This window comes from Bacteroides sp. AM23-12 (assembly GCF_003434395.1).
GTDB lineage: Bacteria > Bacteroidota > Bacteroidia > Bacteroidales > Bacteroidaceae > Bacteroides > Bacteroides thetaiotaomicron.
In genome coordinates this window covers 136,187-161,589 of sequence record NZ_QTLF01000007.1, presented here as the reverse complement: position 1 = coordinate 161,589, position 25,403 = coordinate 136,187, and the positions used below count along the sequence as shown (strand labels likewise).

General features: G+C 40.3%; 34 protein-coding genes. All 34 read right to left on the bottom strand.

What is annotated here, in order from left to right:
- Window positions 1–5: 5 nt before the first annotated feature.
- A complete protein-coding gene (gene rpsD, locus DW640_RS09675) occupies window positions 6–611 on the bottom strand; it encodes a 30S ribosomal protein S4 (RefSeq protein ID WP_008762050.1) in 606 nt (201 codons plus the stop codon).
- A 116-nt stretch (window positions 612–727) separates the two neighbouring features.
- On the bottom strand, window positions 728–1,117 hold the full coding sequence (rpsK, locus tag DW640_RS09670; protein ID WP_004296327.1) for a 30S ribosomal protein S11: 390 nt from the start codon (window positions 1,115–1,117) through the stop codon (window positions 728–730).
- An 11-nt stretch (window positions 1,118–1,128) separates the two neighbouring features.
- Window positions 1,129–1,509 carry a 30S ribosomal protein S13 gene (gene rpsM, locus DW640_RS09665; RefSeq protein ID WP_004296328.1) on the bottom strand — a complete coding sequence of 127 codons (381 nt, stop codon included), beginning with the start codon at window positions 1,507–1,509 and terminating at the stop codon, window positions 1,129–1,131.
- A 33-nt stretch (window positions 1,510–1,542) separates the two neighbouring features.
- Window positions 1,543–1,659 (bottom strand): type B 50S ribosomal protein L36, encoded by a 117-nt coding sequence (gene ykgO, locus DW640_RS09660; RefSeq protein ID WP_002558051.1) that lies wholly within the window; start codon window positions 1,657–1,659, stop codon window positions 1,543–1,545.
- 9 nt (window positions 1,660–1,668) lie between these two features.
- Complete coding sequence (gene infA / locus DW640_RS09655; RefSeq protein WP_002558052.1) at window positions 1,669–1,887, bottom strand: translation initiation factor IF-1; 219 nt, start codon at window positions 1,885–1,887, stop codon at window positions 1,669–1,671.
- Between the two features lies 1 nt (window position 1,888).
- Window positions 1,889–2,686, bottom strand: coding sequence for a type I methionyl aminopeptidase (gene map / locus DW640_RS09650; protein ID WP_117577958.1), 798 nt, complete (start codon window positions 2,684–2,686; stop codon window positions 1,889–1,891).
- A 15-nt stretch (window positions 2,687–2,701) separates the two neighbouring features.
- Window positions 2,702–4,045 carry a preprotein translocase subunit SecY gene (secY, locus tag DW640_RS09645; RefSeq protein ID WP_008762047.1) on the bottom strand — a complete coding sequence of 448 codons (1,344 nt, stop codon included), beginning with the start codon at window positions 4,043–4,045 and terminating at the stop codon, window positions 2,702–2,704.
- 4 nt (window positions 4,046–4,049) lie between these two features.
- Complete coding sequence (rplO, locus tag DW640_RS09640; protein ID WP_008762046.1) at window positions 4,050–4,496, bottom strand: 50S ribosomal protein L15; 447 nt, start codon at window positions 4,494–4,496, stop codon at window positions 4,050–4,052.
- A 31-nt stretch (window positions 4,497–4,527) separates the two neighbouring features.
- Window positions 4,528–4,704, bottom strand: a complete 177-nt coding sequence (gene rpmD, locus DW640_RS09635) for a 50S ribosomal protein L30 (RefSeq protein WP_004296332.1) — start codon at window positions 4,702–4,704, stop codon at window positions 4,528–4,530.
- A 9-nt stretch (window positions 4,705–4,713) separates the two neighbouring features.
- Window positions 4,714–5,232 (bottom strand): 30S ribosomal protein S5, encoded by a 519-nt coding sequence (gene rpsE / locus DW640_RS09630; RefSeq protein ID WP_008762045.1) that lies wholly within the window; start codon window positions 5,230–5,232, stop codon window positions 4,714–4,716.
- 5 nt (window positions 5,233–5,237) lie between these two features.
- On the bottom strand, window positions 5,238–5,582 hold the full coding sequence (gene rplR, locus DW640_RS09625; protein WP_008765430.1) for a 50S ribosomal protein L18: 345 nt from the start codon (window positions 5,580–5,582) through the stop codon (window positions 5,238–5,240).
- 21 nt (window positions 5,583–5,603) lie between these two features.
- The gene (gene rplF / locus DW640_RS09620; RefSeq protein WP_008765429.1) at window positions 5,604–6,173 is read right to left on the bottom strand and encodes a 50S ribosomal protein L6; all 570 of its coding nucleotides are present in this window, start codon (window positions 6,171–6,173) and stop codon (window positions 5,604–5,606) included.
- A 17-nt stretch (window positions 6,174–6,190) separates the two neighbouring features.
- Window positions 6,191–6,586 carry a 30S ribosomal protein S8 gene (gene rpsH / locus DW640_RS09615; RefSeq protein WP_008762043.1) on the bottom strand — a complete coding sequence of 132 codons (396 nt, stop codon included), beginning with the start codon at window positions 6,584–6,586 and terminating at the stop codon, window positions 6,191–6,193.
- Window positions 6,587–6,638: 52 nt separating this feature from the next.
- Complete coding sequence (rpsN, locus tag DW640_RS09610) at window positions 6,639–6,938, bottom strand: 30S ribosomal protein S14 (protein ID WP_008762042.1); 300 nt, start codon at window positions 6,936–6,938, stop codon at window positions 6,639–6,641.
- Between the two features lie 6 nt (window positions 6,939–6,944).
- On the bottom strand, window positions 6,945–7,502 hold the full coding sequence (gene rplE / locus DW640_RS09605) for a 50S ribosomal protein L5 (RefSeq protein ID WP_005675434.1): 558 nt from the start codon (window positions 7,500–7,502) through the stop codon (window positions 6,945–6,947).
- A gap of 2 nt (window positions 7,503–7,504) precedes the next feature.
- Window positions 7,505–7,822, bottom strand: a complete 318-nt coding sequence (gene rplX / locus DW640_RS09600) for a 50S ribosomal protein L24 (RefSeq protein ID WP_008762041.1) — start codon at window positions 7,820–7,822, stop codon at window positions 7,505–7,507.
- Window positions 7,823–7,842: 20 nt separating this feature from the next.
- Window positions 7,843–8,208 carry a 50S ribosomal protein L14 gene (rplN, locus tag DW640_RS09595; protein WP_004296340.1) on the bottom strand — a complete coding sequence of 122 codons (366 nt, stop codon included), beginning with the start codon at window positions 8,206–8,208 and terminating at the stop codon, window positions 7,843–7,845.
- A 2-nt stretch (window positions 8,209–8,210) separates the two neighbouring features.
- Complete coding sequence (rpsQ, locus tag DW640_RS09590; RefSeq protein ID WP_008762040.1) at window positions 8,211–8,480, bottom strand: 30S ribosomal protein S17; 270 nt, start codon at window positions 8,478–8,480, stop codon at window positions 8,211–8,213.
- Window positions 8,477–8,674 carry a 50S ribosomal protein L29 gene (gene rpmC, locus DW640_RS09585; RefSeq protein ID WP_008762039.1) on the bottom strand — a complete coding sequence of 66 codons (198 nt, stop codon included), beginning with the start codon at window positions 8,672–8,674 and terminating at the stop codon, window positions 8,477–8,479. The genes rpsQ and rpmC overlap by 4 nt, the downstream gene beginning before the upstream one ends.
- A gap of 5 nt (window positions 8,675–8,679) precedes the next feature.
- Window positions 8,680–9,114, bottom strand: coding sequence for a 50S ribosomal protein L16 (gene rplP, locus DW640_RS09580; protein WP_002558067.1), 435 nt, complete (start codon window positions 9,112–9,114; stop codon window positions 8,680–8,682).
- Window positions 9,115–9,137: 23 nt separating this feature from the next.
- The gene (rpsC, locus tag DW640_RS09575) at window positions 9,138–9,869 is read right to left on the bottom strand and encodes a 30S ribosomal protein S3 (protein WP_008762038.1); all 732 of its coding nucleotides are present in this window, start codon (window positions 9,867–9,869) and stop codon (window positions 9,138–9,140) included.
- Window positions 9,870–9,874: 5 nt separating this feature from the next.
- Window positions 9,875–10,285 (bottom strand): 50S ribosomal protein L22, encoded by a 411-nt coding sequence (gene rplV / locus DW640_RS09570; RefSeq protein ID WP_004296344.1) that lies wholly within the window; start codon window positions 10,283–10,285, stop codon window positions 9,875–9,877.
- A 35-nt stretch (window positions 10,286–10,320) separates the two neighbouring features.
- Window positions 10,321–10,590, bottom strand: coding sequence for a 30S ribosomal protein S19 (rpsS, locus tag DW640_RS09565; protein WP_008762037.1), 270 nt, complete (start codon window positions 10,588–10,590; stop codon window positions 10,321–10,323).
- A 20-nt stretch (window positions 10,591–10,610) separates the two neighbouring features.
- On the bottom strand, window positions 10,611–11,435 hold the full coding sequence (rplB, locus tag DW640_RS09560) for a 50S ribosomal protein L2 (RefSeq protein WP_008765427.1): 825 nt from the start codon (window positions 11,433–11,435) through the stop codon (window positions 10,611–10,613).
- A 5-nt stretch (window positions 11,436–11,440) separates the two neighbouring features.
- Window positions 11,441–11,731 carry a 50S ribosomal protein L23 gene (rplW, locus tag DW640_RS09555; protein WP_007747932.1) on the bottom strand — a complete coding sequence of 97 codons (291 nt, stop codon included), beginning with the start codon at window positions 11,729–11,731 and terminating at the stop codon, window positions 11,441–11,443.
- A 16-nt stretch (window positions 11,732–11,747) separates the two neighbouring features.
- Entirely contained in the window at window positions 11,748–12,374 is a 627-nt protein-coding gene (gene rplD / locus DW640_RS09550; protein WP_008762035.1) for a 50S ribosomal protein L4, read from the bottom strand.
- Window positions 12,374–12,991 (bottom strand): 50S ribosomal protein L3, encoded by a 618-nt coding sequence (gene rplC, locus DW640_RS09545; protein WP_008762034.1) that lies wholly within the window; start codon window positions 12,989–12,991, stop codon window positions 12,374–12,376. The genes rplD and rplC overlap by 1 nt, the downstream gene beginning before the upstream one ends.
- 18 nt (window positions 12,992–13,009) lie before the next feature.
- Entirely contained in the window at window positions 13,010–13,315 is a 306-nt protein-coding gene (gene rpsJ / locus DW640_RS09540; RefSeq protein WP_002558075.1) for a 30S ribosomal protein S10, read from the bottom strand.
- 84 nt (window positions 13,316–13,399) lie between these two features.
- The gene (gene fusA / locus DW640_RS09535; RefSeq protein ID WP_008762033.1) at window positions 13,400–15,517 is read right to left on the bottom strand and encodes an elongation factor G; all 2,118 of its coding nucleotides are present in this window, start codon (window positions 15,515–15,517) and stop codon (window positions 13,400–13,402) included.
- 55 nt (window positions 15,518–15,572) lie between these two features.
- Window positions 15,573–16,049, bottom strand: a complete 477-nt coding sequence (rpsG, locus tag DW640_RS09530; RefSeq protein WP_008762032.1) for a 30S ribosomal protein S7 — start codon at window positions 16,047–16,049, stop codon at window positions 15,573–15,575.
- Window positions 16,050–16,192: 143 nt separating this feature from the next.
- Window positions 16,193–16,594, bottom strand: a complete 402-nt coding sequence (gene rpsL, locus DW640_RS09525) for a 30S ribosomal protein S12 (protein ID WP_005675419.1) — start codon at window positions 16,592–16,594, stop codon at window positions 16,193–16,195.
- Between the two features lie 136 nt (window positions 16,595–16,730).
- Window positions 16,731–17,036: a DUF3467 domain-containing protein gene (locus tag DW640_RS09520; protein WP_008762031.1), complete on the bottom strand. Its 306-nt coding sequence runs from the start codon at window positions 17,034–17,036 to the stop codon at window positions 16,731–16,733.
- Window positions 17,037–17,178: 142 nt separating this feature from the next.
- Window positions 17,179–21,462, bottom strand: a complete 4,284-nt coding sequence (gene rpoC / locus DW640_RS09515) for a DNA-directed RNA polymerase subunit beta' (protein WP_008762030.1) — start codon at window positions 21,460–21,462, stop codon at window positions 17,179–17,181.
- A 106-nt stretch (window positions 21,463–21,568) separates the two neighbouring features.
- Entirely contained in the window at window positions 21,569–25,381 is a 3,813-nt protein-coding gene (gene rpoB, locus DW640_RS09510) for a DNA-directed RNA polymerase subunit beta (protein WP_008762029.1), read from the bottom strand.
- Window positions 25,382–25,403 lie beyond the last annotated feature (22 nt).

The window sequence follows — 25,403 nt, the reverse complement described above, 5'->3', positions numbered from 1 at the left end:
AATTATTATTTAGAATACAATTCAACGATCAAATGTTCTTTAATGTTCTCAGGAATGTCTGCTCTTTCAGGTATATGCAACATTTTACCGACCTTAGAAGTTTCATCCCACTCCAACCAAGCGTATTTGCTGTGATTGAAACCTGCAAGAGAGTTAGCAATTACTTCCAAAGATTTAGATCTTTCACGAACACCAATCAATTGTCCTGGTTTTACTGCGAATGAAGGAATGTTTACCACTTCACCATCTACAGTAATATGCTTGTGACTAACCAACTGACGAGCAGCAGCACGTGTAGGAGCAATACCCAAACGGAATACTACGTTGTCAAGACGGCCTTCCAGCAATTGAAGAAGCACCTCACCGGTAATACCTTTAGCGGTAGCGGCTTTTTCAAACAAATTGCGGAATTGTTTTTCTAAAACTCCATAAGTGTATTTCGCTTTCTGCTTTTCACGAAGTTGCACACCATATTCAGAAGTTTTTCTTTTTCTTGAATTTCCGTGTTGTCCGGGAGGATAGTTCTTCTTTGACAAAACTTTATCAGCTCCAAAGATGCCTTCACCGAATTTACGGGCTATTCTTGATTTTGGTCCAGTATATCTAGCCATTTCTTTTAAATATTTAATTGTTTATTCATGAACTCAATTTGTTGCAGCCGCGATTGCAGAGAAGAAATTATTGCAATCCAAAAACAAAATCAAGATCATTTTAAGTTAAAGGTAAATTAAACTCTACGTCTTTTCGGAGGACGACAACCATTGTGTGGAAGTGGAGTTACGTCGATGATCTCTGTAACCTCAATACCAGCTCCGTGGATAGTTCTAATAGCAGACTCACGTCCGTTACCTGGACCCTTCACATATGCTTTTACCTTTCTCAGGCCAAGATCAAATGCAATTTTTGCACAATCTTGGGCAGCCATCTGAGCTGCATAAGGAGTATTCTTTTTTGAACCTCTAAATCCCATCTTTCCTGCAGATGACCAAGAGATAATCTGCCCTTCACTGTTTGCAAGAGAAACAATAATATTGTTGAAAGATGAATGAACGTGTAACTGTCCATTAGCGTCTACTTTCACATTTCTCTTCTTAGCTGCAACTGTTTTTTTTGCCATATCAACAATTATTATTTAGTAGCTTTTTTCTTATTAGCAACGGTTTTCTTTCTACCCTTACGAGTACGTGCATTGTTCTTAGTGCTCTGACCTCTAACCGGCAGACCAATACGATGACGTACACCACGGTAACAACCAATATCCATTAATCGCTTAATGTTCAATTGGATTTCAGAACGAAGATCACCTTCTACTTTATACTCTGCACCGATAATCTCACGAATCTTAGCAGCTTGATCATCTGTCCAGTCTTTAACCTTCAGATCTTTATCTACACCAGCTTTATCTAAAATTTTTGCTGAACTACTGCGACCTATTCCATATACATAGGTCAACGCAATTTCACCTCTTTTATTCTGAGGTAAATCTACACCAACTATTCTTATAGCCATATACTAAATTATTTTTTTTGCAAAAATAACAAATTATCCTTGACGTTGTTTATACTTAGGATTTTTCTTGTTAATAACATACAAACGGCCATTACGTCTAACGATCTTACATTCTGGCGTGCGTTTCTTTAATGATGCTCTTACTTTCATATCTTAATTTTATTTATATCTAAACACAATTCTTCCTTTCGATAAGTCGTAAGGAGACATTTCGACTCTCACTTTATCTCCCGGCAAGATCTTGATGTAATGCATACGCATCTTACCTGAAATATGTGCAGTAATCTCATGTCCGTTTTCTAATTCAACACGAAACATTGCATTAGACAATGCTTCAACTATAACTCCATCTTGTTCTATTGCAGATTGCTTTGCCATATTATATTGCTTTATCTCCTAAAACTTCTTCTATGAATTTGAATGAAGACAAAATATCAGCCTCACCAGCTCCAACAGCTACCGTATGCTCAAAGTGCGCAGCACATTTACGATCTCTGGTCCTCACAGTCCATCCGTCACCTTCCATAATCACTTGTCTGTCTCCCAACGTTATCATCGGCTCAATTGCAATGCAAAGACCTCTTTTCATCAAAGGACCATATCCTCTTTTACCATAATTAGGTACCTGGGGATCTTCGTGCATTTCCTTACCGATGCCGTGACCGACAAACTCACGCACTACACCATAAGAATGAGACTCACAATATTGCTGAATAGCATATCCGATATCTCCGATTCTTTTTCCATGCACTGCATTCTGAATACCGATATATAACGCTTCTTTAGTTCCCTTCAACAAGTTACGAATTTCTTCGTCTACCTCTCCTACACAAAAAGTATAAGCAGAATCTCCACAAAAACCATTCATATAAGTTCCGCAATCCACAGATACGATATCGCCGTCTTTCAGAACAATATCCCCCGGGATTCCATGTACTACCTGCTCATTTACAGAAGTACAGATGGATGCAGGAAACGGGTCTCCATATTGATTCGGGAATCCTTTAAAAGTTGGAGTTGCCCCATTATCTCTAATGAATTCTTCAGCAACTTTATCCAACTCACGTGTAGTTACACCAGGCTTCACCACTTTAGCAACCTCAGCTAGAGTTCTACTGACAAGCAGGTTACTCTGACGGAGCAATTCTATTTCATCTTCTGTCTTAAGAAATATCATTTCTATTCTAAAGAATTAATATGCCGCTACACCAGCGCGTCCCTTAATACGACCTGATTTCAACAGACCATCATAATGTCTCATCAACAAATGACTTTCAACCTGTTGCAGTGTATCAAGAACAACACCTACAAGAATTAACAAAGATGTACCGCCGAAGAATTGAGCAAATCCAGCTTGAACCCCAAATATACCAGCAAAAGCAGGCATAATAGCAACCAATGCCAAGAAAAAAGAACCCGGTAAAGTAATACGAGACATGATATCATCAATATACTCTGCTGTTTTCTTTCCCGGTTTGATACCAGGGATGAAACCATTATTTCTCTTCATATCCTCAGCCATCTGAGTCGGATTGATTGTAATTGCAGTATAGAAATATGTAAATAATATAATCATTACCGCAAAAACAAAATTATACCAGAAACTTGTATGATCTGTAAACGCATGCAAGAAACCGCCTGCGTTATTTACATTATTGGAAAAACCGATAAATGTAATTGGAATAAACATGATTGCCTGAGCAAAGATTATAGGCATTACACCAGCAGCATTCACCTTCAAAGGAATATACTGTCTTGCACCACCATATTGTTTATTACCTACGATTCTTTTAGCATATTGTACAGGAATCTTTCTTGTACCTTGTACCAACAAGATTGCAGCACCAATCACTAACAATAAGAATACGACTTCAATTATAAACATAATCAGACCACCACTCTTATTTGCTACTCTGGATACAACTTCTTGTATCAAAGCATCAGGGAAACGAGCGATAATACCGATCAGGATGATAAATGAAATACCGTTACCAATACCTTTATCAGTTATTCTTTCACCAAGCCACAAAATAAACATACTACCTGCTGCCAAAATAATGGTAGAGGTAACCATAAACAGAGTCCAATCTAATGAAGCATTTAAGGAAGGGCCAGCCTGCATTTTAAGATTGAGCAAATAAGAAGGGGCCTGAACTAACAATATAGCAATCGTCAGATAACGAGTATATTGATTCATTTTTCTTCTGCCGCTCTCACCTTCGCGCTGCAACTTTTGGAAATACGGCACAGCGATTCCCAATAGCTGAATAACGATAGATGCAGAGATATAAGGCATGATTCCTAATGCAAAAATAGAGGCATTAGAAAATGCTCCTCCAGAGAACATATTTAACAAGGCTAAAAGGCCTTCACTTGTTTGTTCGTGCAATTTTGCCAACATTGCCGGATTAATACCCGGTAATACGACATATGATCCGAAACGGTAAATTGCCACAAACAATATGGTGATGAGGATCCGCTGTCTCAGATCCTCAATCTTCCATATATTCTTTAATGTTTCAATAGCTTTTCTCATTGAATCAGAGTTTTACTACAGTTCCACCAGCAGCTTCAATAGCAGCAGCAGCACTCTTAGAGAATGCGTTAGCTTCTACTTCCAGCTTGTTAGTCAGAGCTCCGTTACCCAATACTTTAACCAATTGATTTGAAGAAATAAATCCTGCTTCAATAAAGTCGCTAATACCAACTTTTGTCAGATTCTTAGCATCTGCAAGCGTCTGAATTGTATCCAAGTTGATAGCCTTATATTCTACACGATTGATATTCTTAAAACCAAATTTAGGTACTCGACGTTGAAGAGGCATCTGACCACCTTCAAAGCCAACTTTCTTAGAGTATCCAGATCTTGATTTAGCTCCTTTATGACCTCTTGTAGAAGTACCACCCAAACCAGAACCGGCACCACGTCCTATTCTCTTTCTTGTCTTAGTAGATCCTTCTGCAGGTTTTAAATTACTTAAGTTCATATTGTAATTCGTTTTTTTATTCAACAAATAATTACTTAACAATGGCAACCAAGTGTTTTACTTTATCTACCATTCCAAGAATTGAAGGAGTGCTTTCGTGTTCAACCACACGGTTCAGTTTGCGAAGTCCCAGTGCATCAAGAGTTCTTTTCTGATCAGCTGGAGCACCAATTCTACTTTTAACTTGTTTAATCTTTATAGTTGACATATCTCCTCCTTATCCTCTAAATACTTTTTCAACACTAATACCTCTGTTCTGAGCAATCATTCTTGCATCACGCATCTCACTCAAAGCTTCAATTGTAGCTTTAACAAGGTTGTGCGGATTTGAAGAACCTTTAGATTTTGCCAAAACGTCAGTAATACCAACACTTTCCAATACAGCACGCATAGCACCACCAGCTACTACACCGGTTCCGTGAGATGCAGGTTTGATGAATACTTCAGCACCACCAAACTTAGCTGATTGTTCATGAGGAACAGTACCTTTCAAAACAGGTACTTTCACCAGGTTCTTTTTAGCTGATTCTACGCCTTTAGCGATAGCAGCTGTTACTTCACCTGCTTTACCAAGTCCCCAACCGATAATACCTTCTTCGTTACCTACAACAACGATTGCAGAGAAACTAAAAGTTCTACCACCTTTGGTAACTTTAGTAACACGATTAATAGCAACCAATCTATCCTTCAGTTCTATATCGTTAGTAACCTTAACTCTATTATTAACTCCTGCCATAATGATTAAAATTTAAGTCCACCGTTACGAGCAGCATCAGCTACTTCTTTTACTCTCCCATGATACAAGTAACCATTACGGTCGAAAACAACAGTAGTTATACCTGCTTCCTGAGCCTTTTTAGCAATCATTTCACCAACTTTAGCAGCTTGTTCTTTCTTTGCGACTTTCTCAGCCATACCTAAAGAAGAAGCAGCAGCCAGTGTCTTACCAGAAAGATCATCGATAATCTGGACATAAATTTGCTTGTTACTTCTAAATACACTCATACGCGGACGTTCAGCAGTACCTGAAATCTTATTGCGTACTCTATATTTGATCTTAACTCGTCTTTCTATTTTTGTTGTCATAATAATCTAATTTTATATGATTTACTTAGCGCCGGCTGATTTACCAGACTTTCTACGAATTACTTCGCCAACAAACTTAATACCTTTACCCTTATATGGTTCAGGTTTACGGAAAGAACGTATTTTAGAGCAAACTTGACCAAGCAATTGTTTGTCACACGATTCCAATATAATAAGAGGATTCTTATTTCTTTCAGACTTAGTTTCAACTTTCACCTCAGCAGGCAATTGAATGAAAATATTGTGTGTATAACCTAAAGCCAGTTCAATGATGTTACCTTGGTTAGAAGCACGGTAACCTACACCGACAAGTTCCAGTTCCTTTTTATATCCTTCAGACACGCCCACAACCATGTTATGAACTAAAGAACGATACAAACCGTGGAAAGCATGCTTTTGCTTCGGGTTATCAATCATTTCTTTTTCGTTTTCTGTTAAAGTCACGTGTCCGTCTTCAATGGCAACATTGATAGCAGGATTCACATATTGGCTAAGTTCGCCTTTGGGTCCCTTAACGGTAACCACATCATCCTTCAGAGTGACTGTCACTCCAGCAGGGATACTAATGGGTAATTTTCCTATTCTTGACATTGCTTATTCCTCCTAAATTAATATACGTAACACAAGACTTCACCACCGATTTTCAGTTCAGCAGCTTCTTTGTTAGTCATTACACCTTTGGAAGTAGATATTATAGCAATACCCAGCCCATTAATAACACGCGGCATATCTTTGTAACCAGTATACTTACGCATACCCGGAGAAGATACTCTTTCTAATTTTTTGATTGCGTTAACTTTGTTAACAGAATCATACTTCAAGGCAACCTTGATAGTTCCTTGAGGACCATCTTCTACAAACTTATAGTTAAGAATGTAGCCTTTTTCAAAAAGAATCTTAGTGATTTCTTTTTTCAAGTTCGAAGCGGGAACTTCTACAACTCTGTGCTTAGCACCAATTGCGTTCCGCAACCTCGTCAAATAATCTGCTATTGGATCAGTCATATAAAAATAAATTAAATTAATCAGGACTTCCCTGACAATATTTAAACAATAATTACCAGCTTGCTTTCTTTACGCCCGGGATCAGACCGTTAGATGCCATCTCACGGAACTGGATTCTTGAAATTCCGAACTGACGGATATAACCTTTTGGACGACCAGTCAGTTTGCAACGGTTGTGCATACGAATCGGATTTGAATTCTTAGGCAACTCTTGCAATTTCTGTGCAGCTTCAAAAGCATCGGCAGGTTCACCTGTTCTCACGATTTGCTTCAAAGCAGCTCTTTTCTCGGCGTATCTGGCTACTAATTTAGCACGCTTTACTTCACGTGCCTTCATTGATTCCTTTGCCATATTCTATTAATCTTTTTTAGCGTTTTTAAAAGGTAAACCGAATTCCTTCAACAAGGCATAACCTTCTTCATCTGTCTCCGCAGAAGTTACAAAGGTAATATTCATTCCGAGAATTCTTGTAATACTATCGATATTTATTTCAGGGAAAATGATTTGTTCCTGAATACCAAGGGTATAGTTACCTTTACCATCAAACTTACTTTCGATACCTTTGAAGTCACGAATACGAGGAAGAGCTACACGAACTAGTTTTTCCAAGAATTCATACATTCTCTCACGGCGCAAAGTTACCATAACGCCAATCGGCATTTTTTTACGTAACTTAAAGTTTGCGATATCTTTACGAGAAATGGTAGCTACGGCCTTCTGACCTGTGATAGCTGTCATTTCATTGATTGCTACTTCAATAATCTTCTTATCAGCAACAGCCATACCTAAACCTTGATTGATAACAATCTTCTTAAGTACGGGTACCTGCATCGTTGAAGAATACTGGAATTGTGATTTCAATGCAGGTGCAATACGATCTGCATATTCTTTCTTTAGGCTAGCAGTATTACTCATTACTAAATCTCCTCTCCTGATTTTTTAGAATAACGCACTAAAGTTCCTTCAGAACTCTTTCTTCTCCCAATACGCGTTGCTTTACCAGTTTTTGGATCAACCGGGTTCAAGTTTGAAATGTGGATAGAAGCTTCTTGCTTCACAATACCACCCTGTGGATTCTTTGCATTCGGCTTAGTGCTCTTAGATACCATATTGATACCCTCAACAATTGCACGACCTTCTTTAACAAGAACCTTCAATACACGACCAGTTTTGCCCTTATCTTCGCCAGCATTTACGTAAACTGTATCGCCTTTTTTAATATGTAATTTACTCATTACTCAAATCTTTTACAAAATTAAAGTACCTCAGGCGCAAGTGACACAACCTTCATGTTTGTAGCACGAAGTTCTCTTGCTACAGGACCGAAAATACGACTTCCTCTAATTTCACCTGCATTATTAAGCAACACGCAAGCATTATCATCAAAACGTATATAAGAACCATCAGGACGACGGATTTCTTTCTTCGTACGTACAATCAAAGCCTTTGATACTGCACCTTTTTTAACATCACTCGAAGGGATAACACTCTTTACGGAAACTACAATAACATCTCCTACTGAAGCGTAACGACGACCTGTGCCACCCAATACACGGATGCACAAAGCTTCTTTAGCTCCACTGTTATCACATACTGTAAGTCTGGATTCTACTTGTATCATAATTACTTAGCTCTTTCAATTATTTCTACTAATCTCCATCTTTTAGTCTTGCTCAAAGGACGAGTTTCCATGATGCGTACAGTATCACCGATATTGCATTCATTCTTTTCATCATGAGCATGGTACTTCTTCGTTTTACTAACGAACTTACCATATATAGGGTGTTTTTCTTTAAACTTGGCAGCAACTGTGATAGTTTTTTCCATCTTGTTGCTCAATACAACCCCTGTTCTTTCTTTTCTTAAATTTCTTGCTTCCATCAAGCTGATCATTTATTGTTAAGTTCTCTTTGGCGTAATTCTGTTTTCATACGCGCAATAGTCCTGCGTAATTGTTTGATTTGAGCAGGATTTTCCAAAGGAGAAATAGAATGATTGATAACCATCTGGTTATAATTAGCTGTTTCTGCCTCTACTCTTTCTACTAAATCATTAGTAGTCATTTCTTTAATTTCTGCAATTTTCATAAACCTTACGCATTTTGATTTTGAATATCATAATCACGTCTTACGACAAACTTCGTTGTAATAGGAAGCTTTTGAGCAGCTAAGCGCAATGCTTCTTTCGCGATTTCGTAAGATACTCCTTCAGCTTCAATAATGATTCTACCTGGAGTTACAGGAGCCACAAATCCCTCGGGAGCACCTTTACCTTTACCCATACGCACATCGGCAGGTTTTCTAGTAATTGGTTTATCCGGGAATATACGGATCCAGATCTGTCCTTGACGTTGCATATATCTTGTTACTGCAATACGAGCAGCTTCGATCTGACGGCCTGTAATCCATTTAGTTTCCAAAGCCTTAATGCCAAAAGAACCGAAAGCCAGCTGGTTACCTCTCTGGGCATTACCTTTTGCACGGCCTTTTTGTTGTCTTCTGAATTTTGTCTTTTTCGGTTGTAACATAGTTTCCTAAAATTCAAATTCGTTTAGCGATTATTTTTCTTTCTTTTGAAGTTCTTTCCGCCGTTGTTTCCACCATTGTTTCCACGACCACTTTCTTTGCTTTGTGTAAAGTTCGGAGCTAATTCTTTCTTACCAAACACTTCACCTCTACAAATCCAAACTTTGATACCTAAAAGACCAACTTTAGTCAATGCTTCAGCATGACAGTAGTCGATATCAGCTCTGAAAGTGTGCAACGGAGTTCTTCCTTCTTTATACATTTCAGAACGAGCCATTTCAGCTCCATTCAAACGTCCTGAAATCTGAATTTTGATACCTTCAGCACCCATACGCATTGTATTTGCGATAGCCATTTTAATGGCACGGCGGTAGGCAATTTTACCTTCTACCTGGCGAGCAATGTTGTTAGCAACAATTACAGCATCCAGTTCCGGTCTTTTCACTTCAAAGATATTAATCTGAATATCTTTGTCGGTAACCTTCTTCAACTCTTCTTTTAACTTATCAACTTCTTGGCCACCTTTACCGATGATAATACCCGGGCGAGCAGTGCAAACAGTAATAGTAACGAGCTTCAGCGTACGTTCAATTACGATTCTTGATACACTTGCCTTTGCAAGTCTTGCATTAAGATATTTACGGATTTTGCTATCTTCCAGCAAAGAATCACCGTAATCATTTCCACCATACCAGTTAGAATCCCATCCTCTGATAATTCCTAAACGGTTGCTTATTGGATTAACTTTTTGTCCCATCTACCTTAATTTTGATCTTCGTTATTACTTTTAGCACCAACGAACAATGTTACGTGATTTGAACGTTTGCGAATTCTATAACCTCTACCCTGCGGTGCCGGTCTCATTCTTTTGAGTGTAGCGCCACCATCAACAAAAATCTGCGTTACGAACAACTCGCCGCTTTCTGCTTTACGTTCGTTTTTCTGTTCCCAGTTAGCAATTGCAGAGCGAAGCAATTTTTCCACTCTTGCAGCAGCTTCTTTTGAAGAAAATTTCAAAACACCAAGTGCTCTGTTCACTTCCATACCACGAATCATATCAGCGACTAAGCGCATCTTACGTGGAGAAGTAGGAACATTTTGCAATTTAGCAAAATACATGGTCTTAAGGGCTTCTTTTCTTTTTTCAGCCGATATTTTTTTTCTTGCTCCCATTATATTTATTACTTTATTATTTCAAATAATTCCTGTTATCTTTTCTTGTTACCAGCGTGTCCTCTGAATGTACGAGTTGGAGCAAATTCGCCCAACTTGTGTCCTACCATATTTTCGGTAACATATACAGGAATAAATTTATTTCCATTGTGAACTGCAACTGTATGGCCTACAAAATCAGGCGAAATCATTGAAGCTCTGGCCCATGTCTTTACTACGACTTTTTTGCCAGACTCATTCATGGCAAAAATTCTCTTTTCAAGCTTTACGTTAATATATGGACCTTTTTTTAATGAACGACTCATAGTTTACTCAATTAATCAGATTACTTTTTTCTTCTCTCAATAATGTACTTAGACGATTGTTTCTTAGGAGCTCTAGTCTTAAGTCCCTTAGCGTACAATCCCTTACGAGATCTTGGATGTCCTCCGGAAGAACGTCCTTCACCACCACCCATCGGGTGATCAACCGGGTTCATTACAACACCACGGTTACGAGGACGACGACCTTGCCAACGAGAGCGTCCAGCCTTACCTGAGCGTTCCAATCCATGATCTGAGTTACCAACACTACCGATAGTAGCTTTACAAGTGCTAAGAATCTGTCTTACTTCACCTGAAGGCAATTTAATCACACAATACTTACCCTCACGAGAAGTTAACTGAGCAAAGTTTCCAGCTGATCTAACCAGAGCAGCACCCTGTCCCGGACGTAACTCAATATTGTGAATTACAGTACCAACCGGAATGTTCTGAAGGGGAAGAGTATTACCAATCTCTGGCGCTGCTGTTTCACCCGACATCAGAGTCGCACCAACTTGCAATCCATTGGGAGCAATAATATATCTTTTTTCTCCATCAGCGTAATATAACAAAGCGATACGAGCCGAACGATTCGGATCGTATTCAATTGTCTTAACCACTGCTGGTACACCGTCTTTGTTTCTCTTGAAATCAACAATTCTAATCACCTTTCTATGACCGCCACCAATGTAGCGCATAGTCATCTTACCTTCGTTGTTACGACCACCAGATGATTTCTTACCATATACAAGAGACTTTTCTGGTACTGATGCAGTAATTTCTTCGAAAGTACCAATAATTTTATGTCTTTGCCCCGGTGTTGTGGGCTTTAATTTACGTACTGCCATTTTTATTAAATATTACTATAAAAATCAATAGTATCTCCTTCTTTCAATGTTACGATTGCTTTTTTGAATGCATTCGTACGTCCATTGATGATACCTGCTTTAGTATAACGGCTTTTATTTTTGCCTGCATACTTCACTGTATTCACATCAACTACAGTAACATTATAAAGAGCTTCAACTTCCTTCTTAATTTCCAGTTTGTTAGCATCAGGACGTACAACAAAGCCGAAACGATTCAGCTTATCAGTGATTGCAGTCATTTTCTCTGTTACCAACGGTTTAATAATAATTCCCATTATTTAAGCCTCCTTTTTAAATTAAGATATTGTCAATAGCCTTCAGAGAGTTTTCTGTAAGCACAACAACCCCAGCATTCAATACTCTGTAAGTATTTAATCCTGAGACAGTCTGCACGTTTGCACCCTCTATGTTACGAGCTGACAAATATACGTTTTTATTTGCTTCCGGTAAAATTACAAGTAGCTTTTTATCGGAAACTTTAAGATTTTTTGTCATAGCAACGAAATCTTTTGTCTTAGGAGCTTCAAAAACGAAGTCTTCAACAACAATAAGCGCGTTGTTCTGAACTTTATAAGACAATGCTGACTTACGAGCCAATGTCTTAACTTTTTTATTTAACTTGAAGAAGTAGTCTCTTGGCTTCGGACCAAAAACACGAGCACCACCAACGAGCACCGGTGAATTCATATCACCACGACGTGCTCCACCACCACCTTTCTGGCGACCGATCTTACGAGTAGAGCCACTGATTTCACTTCTTTCTTTTGACTTATGAGTACCCTGACGCTGGTTGGCCATAAATTGCTTTACATCCAAATAGATAGCGTGGTCGTTGGGCTCAATTCCGAAGATAGATTCGTTTAACGTAACCTTTCTCCCAGTGTCTTCACCTTTAATGTTATATACGTTAACTTCCATTATTTCTCAATTATTACGATTGAACCTTTGCAACCCGGGATAGAACCTTTGATCAAAAGAAGGTTATGATCCGCGATTACTTTTAATACCTGCAAGTTTTGAACAGTAACTCTGTCACCACCGAGCTGTCCGCCCATGCGCATTCCTTTGAATACTTTAGCTGGATAAGAACAAGCACCGATAGAACCCGGCTTACGAGCACGGTTATGCTGACCGTGAGTAGCTTGACCTACACCACCGAAACCATGTCTCTTAACTACACCCTGGAAGCCTTTACCTTTAGAAGTTCCGACAACATCTACGAAAGTAGCGTCATTAAACATCTCTACAGTAATAGTATCACCCAGATTCAACTCTGTCTCAAATTCTTTGAACTCGGCCAAGTGTCTCTTCGGTGTTACTCCAGCTCTCTTAAAGTGACCCATCAACGGTTTAGTTGTATGTTTTTCCTTTTTGTCCTGGAAACCCAACTGAACAGCTGCATAGCCATCTTTTTCGACAGTTTTAACCTGAGTAACAACACAAGGACCTGCTTCGATAACAGTGCATGGTACATTCTTACCATCAGCACTGAAAACGGATGTCATTCCGATTTTTTTTCCTAATAATCCTGGCATTTCACTAATTTTTAATTATCAAACTTTAATTTCTACTTCCACACCACTCGGCAACTCAAGCTTCATAAGAGCATCTACTGTCTTAGCAGTTGAGCTATAGATGTCGATCAATCTCTTATAAGAAGAGAGTTCAAACTGTTCACGTGACTTCTTGTTAACGAAAGTCGAGCGGTTTACTGTAAAGATACGCTTGTGCGTAGGCAGAGGAATTGGACCACTAACAATAGCACCCGTAGCCTTTACGGTTCTTACAATCTTCTCAGCTGACTTGTCAACCAAGTTGTGGTCGTAAGATTTCAATTTAATTCTAATTTTCTGACTCATTATGGTTTTAAATTAATATATTTATAAATAAGATAAAGCGGCAGGCTAAGAGTCATTCGCTAGCCTGCTGCTTTTGATATTCTTCTAGAGTAAATCAGCACGTCCTTTAACTTCTTCCAATACTGCCTTAGCAATAGAGTTAGAAACTTGAGCGTGATGAGAATATACCATTGATGAAGTTGCGCGACCTGATGTAATAGTACGTAACGCTGTTACATAACCAAACATTTCAGCCAGTGGCACCATTGCTTTCACGATACGAGCACCGGAACGGCTAGATTCCATACCTTCAACCTGACCACGACGCTTATTCAAGTCACCGATCACATCACCCATGTTTTCTTCCGGAGTAACAACCTCCAGTTTCATGATAGGCTCCATCAATACCGGACCTGCTTTAGCACATGCATTCTTATATGCCTGAATAGCACAGATTTCGAAAGACAACTGGTCAGAGTCAACCGGGTGGAATGAACCATCAATCAAAGTTACTTTCATTGAATCCAACGGATATCCGGCCAACACACCGTTCTTCATTGCGCTTGTGAAACCTTTCTGAACTGAAGGAATAAATTCTTTAGGAATATTACCACCCTTCACTTCATCGATAAACTGCAATCCGCCTTCTTTGAAATCTTCATCAACAGGACCGATCTTAACGATAATATCTGCAAACTTACCACGACCACCAGACTGTTTCTTATAAACTTCACGAAGATCAACTGTCTTAGTGATAGCTTCCTTATAATTAACCTGAGGTTTACCTTGGTTACATTCTACTTTAAATTCACGTTTCAAACGGTCAATAATGATATCCAAGTGCAACTCACCCATACCAGAGATTACAGTCTGTCCTGTTTGCTCATCAGTCTTAACTGTAAATGTCGGATCTTCTTCAGCGAGCTTAGCCAAACCGTTAGACAATTTATCCATGTCTTTCTGAGTTTTAGGCTCAACTGCAATACCGATTACCGGTTCTGGGAAGTCCATAGACTCTAATACGATCGGAGCTGTTTCATCACAAAGCGTATCACCTGTATGAATATCTTTAAAACCTACACCTGCACCAATATCACCAGCACCGATTACTTCAACCGGATTCTGCTTGTTTGAATGCATCTGAAACAGACGAGAAACACGTTCTTTCTTACCAGAGCGAGAATTATAGATATAAGAACCAGCTTCAATCTTACCCGAATATACACGGAAGAAAGTCAAACGACCTACATAAGGGTCAGTAGCAATCTTAAATGCCAAAGCTGATGTTTTCTCATCATCACTCGGTTTACGATCTTCTTCTGCACCTGTATTCGGATTTGTACCAATCACATTCTCAGTATCCAATGGAGAAGGCAAGAAAGCACAAACATAGTCCAACAATGTCTGAACACCCTTATTCTTAAATGAAGAGCCACACAACATTGGTACAACTGCCATCTGAACTGTTGCATTGCGAAGAGCCCTCAACACTTCTTCTTCTGTAATAGTAGAAGGATCGTCGAAATATTTCTCCATCAAAGCATCGTCAAACTCAGCTACCTTTTCAAGCATTTTATCTCTCCATTCATTTGCTTCATCAACGAGATCTGCCGGTATTTCTTCAACTGTATAGTCAGCCCCCATTGTTTCATCATGCCAATAGATAGCTTTCATTTTAATCAAGTCTACTAGACCTTTGAAGGTTTCCTCAGCACCAATAGGAACAACGATTGGACAAGGATTAGCACCCAAAACAGCTTTCATCTGGCGTACAACCTCAAAGAAGTCAGCACCCGAACGGTCCATTTTGTTTACGTACGCAATACGTGGCACATTATACTTATCAGCTTGACGCCATACAGTTTCTGATTGAGGTTCTACACCACCTACTGCACAGTAAGCAGCCACAGCACCATCCAGAATACGTAACGAACGTTCTACTTCAGCAGTAAAGTCAACGTGTCCCGGAGTGTCAATCAAGTTGATTTTATAAGTATCACCAGCATATTTCCATCTTGTTGTTGTTGCAGCAGATGTAATAGTAATACCACGTTCTTGCTCCTGTTCCATCCAGTCCATTGTTGCAGCACCATCGTGTACCTCACCAATTTTGTGAGTCAATCCAGTGTAGAACAGGATACGTTCAGAAGTTGTTGTTTTTCCGGCATCAATGTGAGCCATGATACCGATATTACGAGTCAAATGTAAATCTGTCTTTGCCATTTTCTTATTCCTTTACTTTAAGTTTTTAATCTAAATCGGTTATATTCTTATAGTATTAGAATCTGAAATGGGCAAATGCACGGTTAGCTTCAGCCATTCTATGCATATCTTCTTTACGTTTGTATGCACCACCTTGTTCGTTAAAGGCATCCATGATTTCAGCAGCCAATTTGTCTGCCATAGATTTACCACCTCTTTTGCGAGCAAACAGAATCAAGTTTTTCATTGAAACCGATTCTTTACGATCAGGACGGATTTCAGTAGGAACCTGGAAGGTAGCACCACCTACACGACGAGATTTTACTTCTACTTGCGGAGTTACATTATCCAAAGCCTTTTTCCAGATTTCGAGAGCTGATTTTTCTTCGTTAGGAAGTTTTGCTTTCACTGTTTCCAGAGCGGCATAAAAGATTTCATAAGACGCATTCTTTTTACCATCATACATCAAATGGTTTACAAACTTAGAAACCTTTTGGTCATTAAAAACGGGATCCGGAAGGATTACGCGTTTTTTTGGTTTTGCTTTTCTCATTTGTTTGAAAAATAATGTTTTTGTTCTTGGTTGTCTACTTCTTGACTTCTTCAACTCTCCCACCGGAGAATTTACTCAACCTTTAGCATTTCCAACAAACTAAAACGTAAGTTATTACTTTAATTCTAATTAGGTTTTAATCCTTATTTTTTCTTAGCCGGCGCAGCTTGTCCTGGTTTCGGACGCTTAGCTCCGTATTTAGAGCGTCTTTGAGTACGACCAGCAACACCTGCAGTATCAAGTGTACCACGTACAATGTGGTAACGTACACCAGGAAGGTCTTTTACACGACCGCCACGTACCAAAACGATTGAGTGTTCCTGCAAGTTGTGTCCTTCTCCCGGAATGTATGAGTTAACCTCTTTTTGGTTAGTCAAACGTACACGAGCTACTTTACGCATTGCAGAGTTCGGCTTCTTCGGAGTAGTAGTATATACTCTCACGCAAACGCCACGTCTTTGAGGACATGAATCCAAGGCTGGAGATTTACTTTTCTCCACCAGCACTTCGCGTCCTTTTCTTACTAATTGCTGAATTGTAGGCATTTTAATTGTTTTTTGATTTATATTATTGTTATATTAATTTCGTAACTATACATTTTGGGCTGCAAAAATACGAATAATATTTGAATATTCAATGCGCTACAACTTTTTTTTCTTTTTTAATGTTTTTATATCAACCTCATGCTTCGCCTTTTACAACACTTAGCGGAGGCATCGGTGACTCTTCAGAAATACGAATAGGTCCAAAAGCACGTTCATACTTTGCTATGTTATCCTCCAATGCCCGCAACAAGCGTTTTGCGTGTTCTGGAGCTACTATAATACGAGATTGCACTCCTGCTTTCGGCACTCCTGGCATAACCCGTACAAAGTCTAGAATAAACTCAGAGCTTGAATGAGTAATGATTGCAAGATTCGCATAAGTTCCTTGCGCTACTTCTTCTTTCAACTCGATCTGTAACTGGTTGTTATTTTGTTCTTCCATATTAAATAAGATAAAATGTTTTTTTGCAAAATAACAAAATTTTATCGAGATAAGAATGATACAGTCAGGTAAAAGAAACAAAAAAAGGAGCAACTGCCTGCTACAGCAATCGCTCCTTTTTCATATAGTCAATTGAATTGTATTATTCTACTTCATTGTAATCTAGTACTGTCTTCTTGTTCGCCAAGATACGATCATACTCTTCTTTTGAACCAACGATAATCTTTTCAAATTCACGCTGACCTGTACCTGCCGGAATTAAGTGACCGCAAATTACGTTTTCCTTCATTCCTTCAAGTTTATCTGTCTTGCCATTGATAGCAGCCTCATTCAACACCTTCGTTGTTTCCTGGAAGGATGCAGCTGACATAAAGCTTGAAGTCTGCAGTGCAGCACGCGTAATACCCTGAAGAATCTGAGTAGAAGTTGCAGCTACAGCATCACGTACCTCAACAGGTTTCAAGTCACGGCGCTTCAGCATACTGTTCTCATCACGCAACTTACGGGCAGTCACAATCTGTCCCGGCTGCATATTCTGAGAATCACCTGCATCAACAACGACTTTCTTACCCCAGATACGATCGTTTTCCTCCATAAACTCAAGCTTATCCACTACCTGTTGTTCCAAGAAGCGAGTATCACCCGGCTCATCGATCTGAACCTTACGCATCATCTGGCGAACGATAATCTCAAAATGCTTATCATTGATCTTCACACCCTGCAGACGGTATACATCCTGAACTTCATTCACAATATATTCCTGTACAGCCGTAGGACCTTTAATTGCCAGGATATCAGCCGGAGTAGTAGCACCGTCAGATAATGGAGTACCAGCACGCACATAGTCGTTCTCCTGAACCAGAATCTGTTTGGACAATGCAACAAGATACTTCTTCACTTCACCTGTTTTCGAAGTTACGATGATTTCACGGTTACCACGCTTGATCTTACCCATTGTAACCTCACCGTCAATTTCAGAAACGACAGCAGGATTAGACGGATTACGTGCTTCAAACAACTCAGTAACACGAGGAAGACCACCCGTGATGTCACCCGCCTTACCTACAGCACGCGGAATCTTCACGATTACTTCACCGGCTTTCACTTTCTGACCATTTTCAATAATCACGTGACCACCTACCGGTAAGTTATAAGTACGAATCAGATCACCGTCTTCTGTCAGGATATGAGCCGAAGGAACTTTCGTTTTATCCTTAGATTCAATAATGATGATTTCACGAAGACCAGTTGCTTCATCCGATTCCACCTTATAAGTAACATTCTCAATTACACCTTCGAATTCAATCTTACCAGTTGCTTCAGTTATAATAACGGCATTGAACGGGTCCCATTTAGCAATTAACTTACCCTTTTCAACCAGATCACCATCCGATACATATAATGTAGAACCATAAGGTACATTGTGCGTAGAAAGAACGATACCAGTATTTACGTCCACAAAACGAACTTCAGCCAAACGGCCTACCACTACTTTTGCAGCTTCACCCATTTCGTCTACGATATCTACCGTACGAAGTTCTTCAAATTCCAGACGAGCACTGTTCTTAGCCACAATACTTGCATTTGCCGCAATATTCGCAGCAGTACCACCGGCGTGGAATGTACGCAATGTCAACTGTGTACCCGGCTCACCGATTGACTGAGCAGCAATTACACCAACAGCCTCACCCTTCTGAACCATGCGGCTTGTTGCCAGGTTACGTCCGTAACACTTAGCACAAACCCCCTTCTTCGCTTCACAAGTCAATACAGAACGGATTTCAACGCTTTCAATCGGAGAATCCTGAATCTTCTTAGCAACTTCTTCTGTGATTTCTTCACCACCGGCCACAAGCAATTCGCCTGTAGTAGGATGAATAATATCATGTACAGAAACACGCCCTAAGATGCGTTCATACAGGGTAGCAATTACTTCATCATTATTCTTCAAGTCTGTACAAACCAATCCACGAAGTGTACCGCAGTCTTCTTCCGTGATGATCACGTCGTGAGAAACGTCTACCAGACGACGAGTCAAATATCCGGCATCGGCAGTCTTCAAAGCGGTATCCGCCAAACCTTTACGGGCACCGTGAGTAGAGATAAAGTACTCCAACACAGAAAGTCCCTCTTTAAAGTTTGACAAGATCGGGTTTTCAATAATCTGACCACCTTCAGCACCAGCTTTCTGGGGCTTAGCCATCAAACCACGCATACCGGACAACTGACGAATCTGTTCTTTAGAACCACGGGCACCCGAATCCAGCATCATGTATACAGAGTTAAATCCTTGGTCATCCGAAGAAATAGTTTTCATCAAGATGTTAGACAACTCAGAGTTCACATGTGTCCAGATATCAATTACCTGATTATAACGTTCGTTGTTGGTAATGAAACCCATATTATAGTTGTTTACGACTTGTTCAACTTCGTCGTAACCTTTTTGTACCAATGTCTCTTTTTCTTTCGGGATAATAATATCACCCAAGTTGAATGACAAACCACCCTTAAAGGCCATTTGGTAACCTAAGTTCTTGATTCCATCCAGGAAGTCTGCAGCTTTAGCCACACCACAAACCTTGATTACATCACTAATGATATCACGAAGAGATTTCTTAGAAATAATCGTATTGATATAACCTGCTTCAGGAGGAACAATTTCATTAACAATCACACGTCCTACAGAAGTTTCACGCATAACGTCAACAATGTTACCATTTTCATCAACGTCTTTCACGATCACCTTTACCGGAGCATGAATATCTACCTTACCTTCATTATAAGCGATTAATGCTTCTTCCGGTCCGTAGAATGTAAGTCCTTCTCCCTTAGCACCAGCACGCAACTTGGTAATGTAATACAAACCAAGAACCATATCCTGTGCAGGCACAGTAATAGGCGCACCATTTGCCGGATTCAGGATATTATGTGACTGAAGCATCAACATCTGAGCTTCAAGAATTGCTTCGTTACTCAAAGGCAAGTGAACAGCCATCTGGTCACCGTCGAAGTCGGCGTTGAATGCCGTACATGCCAACGGGTGCAACTGGATAGCTTTACCTTCGATCATCTTCGGCTGGAATGCCTGGATACCCAAACGGTGCAATGTCGGAGCACGGTTCAACAGTACAGGATGTCCTTTCATTACGTGTTCCAGAATATCCCAGATCACCGCTTCCTTACGATCTACAATCTTCTTTGCAGATTTCACCGTCTTAACGATACCACGTTCAATGAGCTTACGGATAATAAACGGCTTATAAAGTTCGGCAGCCATCAATTTAGGAATACCGCACTCACCCATCTTCAGTTCCGGACCAACGACAATTACCGAACGTGCAGAGTAGTCAACACGTTTACCCAGCAAGTTCTGACGGAAACGTCCTTGTTTACCTTTCAAGCTATCAGACAGTGATTTCAACGGACGGTTAGCATCCGTCTTCACTGCACTTGATTTACGTGAATTATCGAACAATGAGTCTACAGATTCCTGAAGCATACGTTTCTCATTACGCAAGATTACTTCCGGAGCTTTGATTTCGATCAATCTCTTCAGACGGTTGTTACGAATGATAACACGACGATAAAGGTCATTCAAGTCAGAAGTAGCAAAACGACCACCATCCAATGGAACCAATGGACGGAGTTCGGGCGGAATAACCGGTACGATACGTACAATCATCCATTCCGGCTTGTTACGTCCACGTGATGCACGGAACGATTCTACAACCTGCAGACGTTTCAATGCCTCATTCTTACGTTGCTGTGAAGCATCATTGCCTGCACGGTGACGCAATTCATAAGACAGAGCATCCAGATCCAAACGAGCCAGCAAATCATAGATTGCTTCAGCTCCCATCTTAGCGATGAACTTATTCGGATCATTATCCTCCAGATATTGATTGTCCTTCGGAAGTGTATCCAGAATATCCAGATATTCTTCTTCAGAAAGTAAATCATATTCGGCAATGCCATCTTCAGCCTTTACACCCGGCTGAATAACAACATAACGTTCGTAATATATAATCGAATCCAGCTTCTTTGTCGGCAGTCCGAGCAAATAACCGATCTTATTTGGAAGCGAACGGAAATACCAGATGTGTGCCACCGGCACCACCAACTGTATATGTCCCATACGTTCACGGCGTACTTTCTTTTCTGTAACTTCTACACCACAACGGTCGCAGACGATACCTTTATAACGGATACGCTTATATTTACCGCAATGGCATTCGTAATCCTTAATAGGACCAAAAATGCGCTCGCAGAACAAACCATCGCGTTCGGGTTTGTACGTACGGTAATTTATGGTTTCAGGCTTCAAAACTTCACCACTCGAATTCTCTAGGATTTCTTCCGGAGAAGCCAGACCAATTGAGATCTTCGAGAAATTGCTTTTCGTCTTATTTTCTTTTCTAAAAGCCATACTCTATATAATTGAGATTTGATAATTGAATCATTGGAAATTGAAGAAGATGCGAATGTCAACAGACCTTCATCGGCCTATTGACATCCTGCATTCTTTCATTATTTTATTCTAGGTTGATACTCAAACCTAAACCTCTCAACTCGTGTAACAATACGTTCAAGGATTCCGGAATACCGGGTTGCGGCATCGGTTCACCTTTCACAATTGCTTCATAAGCCTTAGAACGTCCTACTACGTCGTCAGACTTAATAGTCAAGATTTCCTGCAGGATATGAGCAGCACCGAAGCCTTCGAGTGCCCAAACCTCCATTTCTCCGAAACGCTGACCACCGAACTGTGCTTTACCACCAAGAGGTTGCTGAGTAATCAATGAGTACGGACCGATAGAACGAGCGTGCATCTTGTCTTCAACCATGTGCCCCAGCTTCAGCATATAAGTCACACCTACGGTTGCTGCCTGGTCAAATTGCTCACCTGTACCACCATCACAAAGATAAGTTTTACAGTAACGTGGCAATCCCGCTTTGTCTGTCCACTGATCCAAGTCGTCCATCGTAGCACCGTCAAAAATAGGAGTTGCAAATTTCACGCCCAAAGTTTTTCCGGCACGACCTAATACAGCTTCAAAAATCTGACCAATGTTCATACGAGAAGGCACACCCAACGGATTCAGTACAATGTCAACCGGAGTACCATCTGCCAAGAACGGCATATCTTCCTGACGCACAACACGTGACACGATACCCTTGTTACCGTGACGACCTGCCATCTTATCACCTACACCAATCTTACGTTTCTTAGCAATATATACTTTAGCCATCTGAATGATACCAGCCGGAAGTTCATCACCGATAGTGATAGCAAACTTCTTACGCTTCAATTCAGCATCCAACTCTTTGTATTTCTTGATAAAGTTCATAACCAGATCACGAACCATACCATTAGTATGGTCATCACTAGTCCAGTTACTCAGCTGAATAGAAGTAAAGTCAAGTGAATCAAAATCAGAAGCACTGAACTTAGATCCCTTAGCAATAACTTCTGCTCCTAAGTAGTCTTTCACACCCTGAGAAACCTTGCCTTCAGTCAAAGTCATCAGTTTCTTAACCAGAATACGCTTCAAGTCTGCAACCTTTGATTCAAACTCATCGTCAATCTTAGGCAACAATGCTTTATCCGCCAGTTTAGAGCTACGGTTCTTGATTACACGTGAGAAAAGTTTCTTATCAATAACAACACCTTTCAAAGAAGGAGAAGCTTTTAAAGAAGCATCTTTCACATCACCTGCCTTATCACCGAAGATAGCACGAAGTAGTTTTTCTTCCGGAGAAGGATCAGATTCACCTTTCGGAGTAATCTTACCGATCATGATATCACCCGGTTCGATACGCGCACCGATTCTTACGATACCATTTTCATCCAGGTCTTTAGTAGCTTCCTCACTTACATTCGGAATATCAGAAGTCAATTCTTCCATACCGCGCTTCGTTTCACGAACTTCCAAAGAGTATTCTTCTACGTGAACAGAAGTCAACAAGTCCTCGCGAACCACGCGTTCGTTCAATACGATAGCATCCTCATAGTTATATCCCTTCCATGGCATATAAGCAACCAACAGGTTTTTACCCAAAGCTAATTCACCCTTTTCGGTAGAATAACCTTCAGTCAGGATGTCACCCTTCTTCACGCGCTGACCTTTGTCACAAATCGGACGCAAGTCAATAGTCATGTTCTGGTTCGTCTTACGGAACTTCGGAATTCTATATTCTTTCAAAGCAGGCTCGAAGCTTACAAATTCTTCGTCCTCTGTACGGTCATACAAAATACGGATCGTAGTAGCATCAACGAAGTCAACAACACCATCGCCTTCTGCAGTAATCTGCGTGCGAGAGTCTCTCACTAACTGTCGTTCGATACCTGTACCTACAATCGGAGCTTCACTTCTCAACAAAGGAACTGCCTGGCGCATCATGTTTGATCCCATCAATGCACGGTTAGCATCATCATGTTCCAGGAACGGAATCAGTGAAGCAGCAATCGATGCAATCTGCTGAGGAGAAACGTCCATCAAATCTACTTCAGACGGTTCTACAACCGGGAAGTCAGCGTCCTGACGAGATTTAACTTTATTGCGAACAAATGTACCGTCATCATTCAACGGAGCATTACCCTGTGCAATAATCTTTTCTTCTTCTTCTTCAGCAGTCAGATAAACCAGACCATTATCGGAAAGATCCACTTTTCCGTTTTCCACCTTACGGTACGGAGTTTCAATGAATCCCAGCTCATTAATTTTAGCGAATACACACAAGGAAGAAATCAAACCGATATTCGGACCTTCAGGAGTCTCAATCGGACAAAGACGACCGTAGTGTGTATAGTGAACGTCACGAACCTCAAATCCGGCACGTTCACGAGAAAGACCACCAGGACCTAGGGCAGACATACGGCGCTTGTGCGTAATTTCAGCCAACGGGTTTGTCTGGTCCATGAACTGTGACAAAGCATTTGTTCCAAAGAAAGAATTGATCACAGAAGAAATAGTCTTCGCATTGATCAAATCAATCGGAGTAAATACTTCATTGTCACGAACGTTCATACGTTCACGAATCGTACGAGACATACGAGCCAGACCAACAGCAAACTGGTTAGAAAGCTGTTCACCTACTGTACGTACACGACGGTTGCTCAAGTGGTCAATATCATCCACATCTGCTTTTGAATTAATCAACTCAATCAGATATTTGATGATTTCAATGATATCTTCCTTCGTGAGGACACGCACGTCCATATCAGTCGTCAGATTCAGTTTCTTGTTGATTCTGTAACGACCTACATCACCAAGGTCATATCGTTTTTCTGAGAAGAACAAGTTGTTGATAACTTCACGTGCACTTGCATCATCGGCCGGATCGGCGTTACGCAATTGACGATAGATATACAACACAGCTTCTTTTTCCGAGTTACTCGGGTCCTTCTGCAGAGTATTATATATAATAGAGAAATCAGATTGATTCGGCTCGTCCTTATGCAAAAGGATGTTTTGAACTCCCGATTCCAGAATTTCATCAATATGTACTTCCTCCAGTACGGTTTCACGGTCGATAATAACCTCGTTACGTTCGATAGAAACCACTTCACCGGTATCTTCATCAACGAAATCTTCAATCCATGTTTTCAAAACACGTGCAGCTAACTTACGACCCAGAACTCTCTTCAGATTTGTTTTGTTTACCTTAACATCTTCTGCAAGGTTGAAAATCTCAAGAATATCCTTATCGTTCTCGAAGCCAATCGCGCGTAACAAAGTAGTTACCGGCAATTTCTTCTTACGGTCGATGTATGCGTACATCACATTATTGATGTCGGTAGCAAACTCAATCCACGAACCTTTAAACGGAATAATACGAGCCGAGTAAAGTTTCGTACCATTGGCATGTACACTCTGACCGAAGAACACACCCGGAGAACGGTGAAGCTGTGACACAACTACACGTTCGGCACCGTTAATGACGAAAGTAGCCTTATCAGTCATGTAAGGGATCGGGCCGAGGAATACGTCCTGAATAACTGTATCAAAATCCTCGTGATCGGGGTCGGTACAGTACAGCTTAAGTTTCGCTTTCAAAGGAACACTATATGTGAGCCCACGCTCTATACAATCATCGATGGTATAGCGCGGCGGATCAATATAATAATCCAAAAACTCAAGAACAAAATTGTTTCTTGTATCGGCAATAGGGAAGTTTTCAGCAAATACTTTATACAAACCCTCATTCTTGCGCTTTTCAGGTGGGGTATCTAATTGTAGAAAGTCTTGGAATGACTTCAATTGTACTTCCAGGAAATCCGGATATTCAAGCGGATTCTTAGTCGAAGCAAAATTAACTCTTTGATTTACAGTATTTGAAGACATCTGTGAATGAATTTGGAGAACT

Coding starts and splice junctions, on each gene's coding strand:
- rpsH (WP_008762043.1), bottom strand. CDS start 6,586: ATGACTGATCCAATAGCAGATTATTTGACGAGGTTGCGGAACGCAATT.
- rplR (WP_008765430.1), bottom strand. CDS start 5,582: ATGACAACAAAAATAGAAAGACGAGTTAAGATCAAATATAGAGTACGC.
- rplD (WP_008762035.1), bottom strand. CDS start 12,374: ATGGAAGTTAACGTATATAACATTAAAGGTGAAGACACTGGGAGAAAG.
- rpsC (WP_008762038.1), bottom strand. CDS start 9,869: ATGGGACAAAAAGTTAATCCAATAAGCAACCGTTTAGGAATTATCAGA.
- rpoC (WP_008762030.1), bottom strand. CDS start 21,462: ATGGCTTTTAGAAAAGAAAATAAGACGAAAAGCAATTTCTCGAAGATC.
- rpsM (WP_004296328.1), bottom strand. CDS start 1,509: ATGGCTATAAGAATAGTTGGTGTAGATTTACCTCAGAATAAAAGAGGT.
- rpsD (WP_008762050.1), bottom strand. CDS start 611: ATGGCTAGATATACTGGACCAAAATCAAGAATAGCCCGTAAATTCGGT.
- rpmC (WP_008762039.1), bottom strand. CDS start 8,674: ATGAAAATTGCAGAAATTAAAGAAATGACTACTAATGATTTAGTAGAA.
- rplF (WP_008765429.1), bottom strand. CDS start 6,173: ATGTCAAGAATAGGAAAATTACCCATTAGTATCCCTGCTGGAGTGACA.
- rplE (WP_005675434.1), bottom strand. CDS start 7,502: ATGAGTAATACTGCTAGCCTAAAGAAAGAATATGCAGATCGTATTGCA.
- DW640_RS09520 (WP_008762031.1), bottom strand. CDS start 17,036: ATGGAAGAACAAAATAACAACCAGTTACAGATCGAGTTGAAAGAAGAA.
- rplV (WP_004296344.1), bottom strand. CDS start 10,285: ATGGGAGCAAGAAAAAAAATATCGGCTGAAAAAAGAAAAGAAGCCCTT.
- rpsN (WP_008762042.1), bottom strand. CDS start 6,938: ATGGCAAAGGAATCAATGAAGGCACGTGAAGTAAAGCGTGCTAAATTA.
- rplC (WP_008762034.1), bottom strand. CDS start 12,991: ATGCCAGGATTATTAGGAAAAAAAATCGGAATGACATCCGTTTTCAGT.
- rpsQ (WP_008762040.1), bottom strand. CDS start 8,480: ATGATCAGCTTGATGGAAGCAAGAAATTTAAGAAAAGAAAGAACAGGG.
- ykgO (WP_002558051.1), bottom strand. CDS start 1,659: ATGAAAGTAAGAGCATCATTAAAGAAACGCACGCCAGAATGTAAGATC.
- rplP (WP_002558067.1), bottom strand. CDS start 9,114: ATGTTACAACCGAAAAAGACAAAATTCAGAAGACAACAAAAAGGCCGT.
- rplO (WP_008762046.1), bottom strand. CDS start 4,496: ATGAACTTAAGTAATTTAAAACCTGCAGAAGGATCTACTAAGACAAGA.
- rpoB (WP_008762029.1), bottom strand. CDS start 25,381: ATGTCTTCAAATACTGTAAATCAAAGAGTTAATTTTGCTTCGACTAAG.
- secY (WP_008762047.1), bottom strand. CDS start 4,045: ATGAGAAAAGCTATTGAAACATTAAAGAATATATGGAAGATTGAGGAT.
- rplX (WP_008762041.1), bottom strand. CDS start 7,822: ATGAGTAAATTACATATTAAAAAAGGCGATACAGTTTACGTAAATGCT.
- rpsK (WP_004296327.1), bottom strand. CDS start 1,117: ATGGCAAAAAAAACAGTTGCAGCTAAGAAGAGAAATGTGAAAGTAGAC.
- fusA (WP_008762033.1), bottom strand. CDS start 15,517: ATGGCAAAGACAGATTTACATTTGACTCGTAATATCGGTATCATGGCT.
- map (WP_117577958.1), bottom strand. CDS start 2,686: ATGATATTTCTTAAGACAGAAGATGAAATAGAATTGCTCCGTCAGAGT.
- rpsJ (WP_002558075.1), bottom strand. CDS start 13,315: ATGAGTCAGAAAATTAGAATTAAATTGAAATCTTACGACCACAACTTG.
- rpmD (WP_004296332.1), bottom strand. CDS start 4,704: ATGTCAACTATAAAGATTAAACAAGTTAAAAGTAGAATTGGTGCTCCA.
- rplB (WP_008765427.1), bottom strand. CDS start 11,435: ATGGCAGTACGTAAATTAAAGCCCACAACACCGGGGCAAAGACATAAA.
- rpsL (WP_005675419.1), bottom strand. CDS start 16,594: ATGCCTACAATTCAGCAATTAGTAAGAAAAGGACGCGAAGTGCTGGTG.
- infA (WP_002558052.1), bottom strand. CDS start 1,887: ATGGCAAAGCAATCTGCAATAGAACAAGATGGAGTTATAGTTGAAGCA.
- rplN (WP_004296340.1), bottom strand. CDS start 8,208: ATGATACAAGTAGAATCCAGACTTACAGTATGTGATAACAGTGGAGCT.
- rpsE (WP_008762045.1), bottom strand. CDS start 5,232: ATGGCAGGAGTTAATAATAGAGTTAAGGTTACTAACGATATAGAACTG.
- rpsG (WP_008762032.1), bottom strand. CDS start 16,049: ATGAGAAAAGCAAAACCAAAAAAACGCGTAATCCTTCCGGATCCCGTT.
- rplW (WP_007747932.1), bottom strand. CDS start 11,731: ATGGGAATTATTATTAAACCGTTGGTAACAGAGAAAATGACTGCAATC.
- rpsS (WP_008762037.1), bottom strand. CDS start 10,590: ATGAGTCGTTCATTAAAAAAAGGTCCATATATTAACGTAAAGCTTGAA.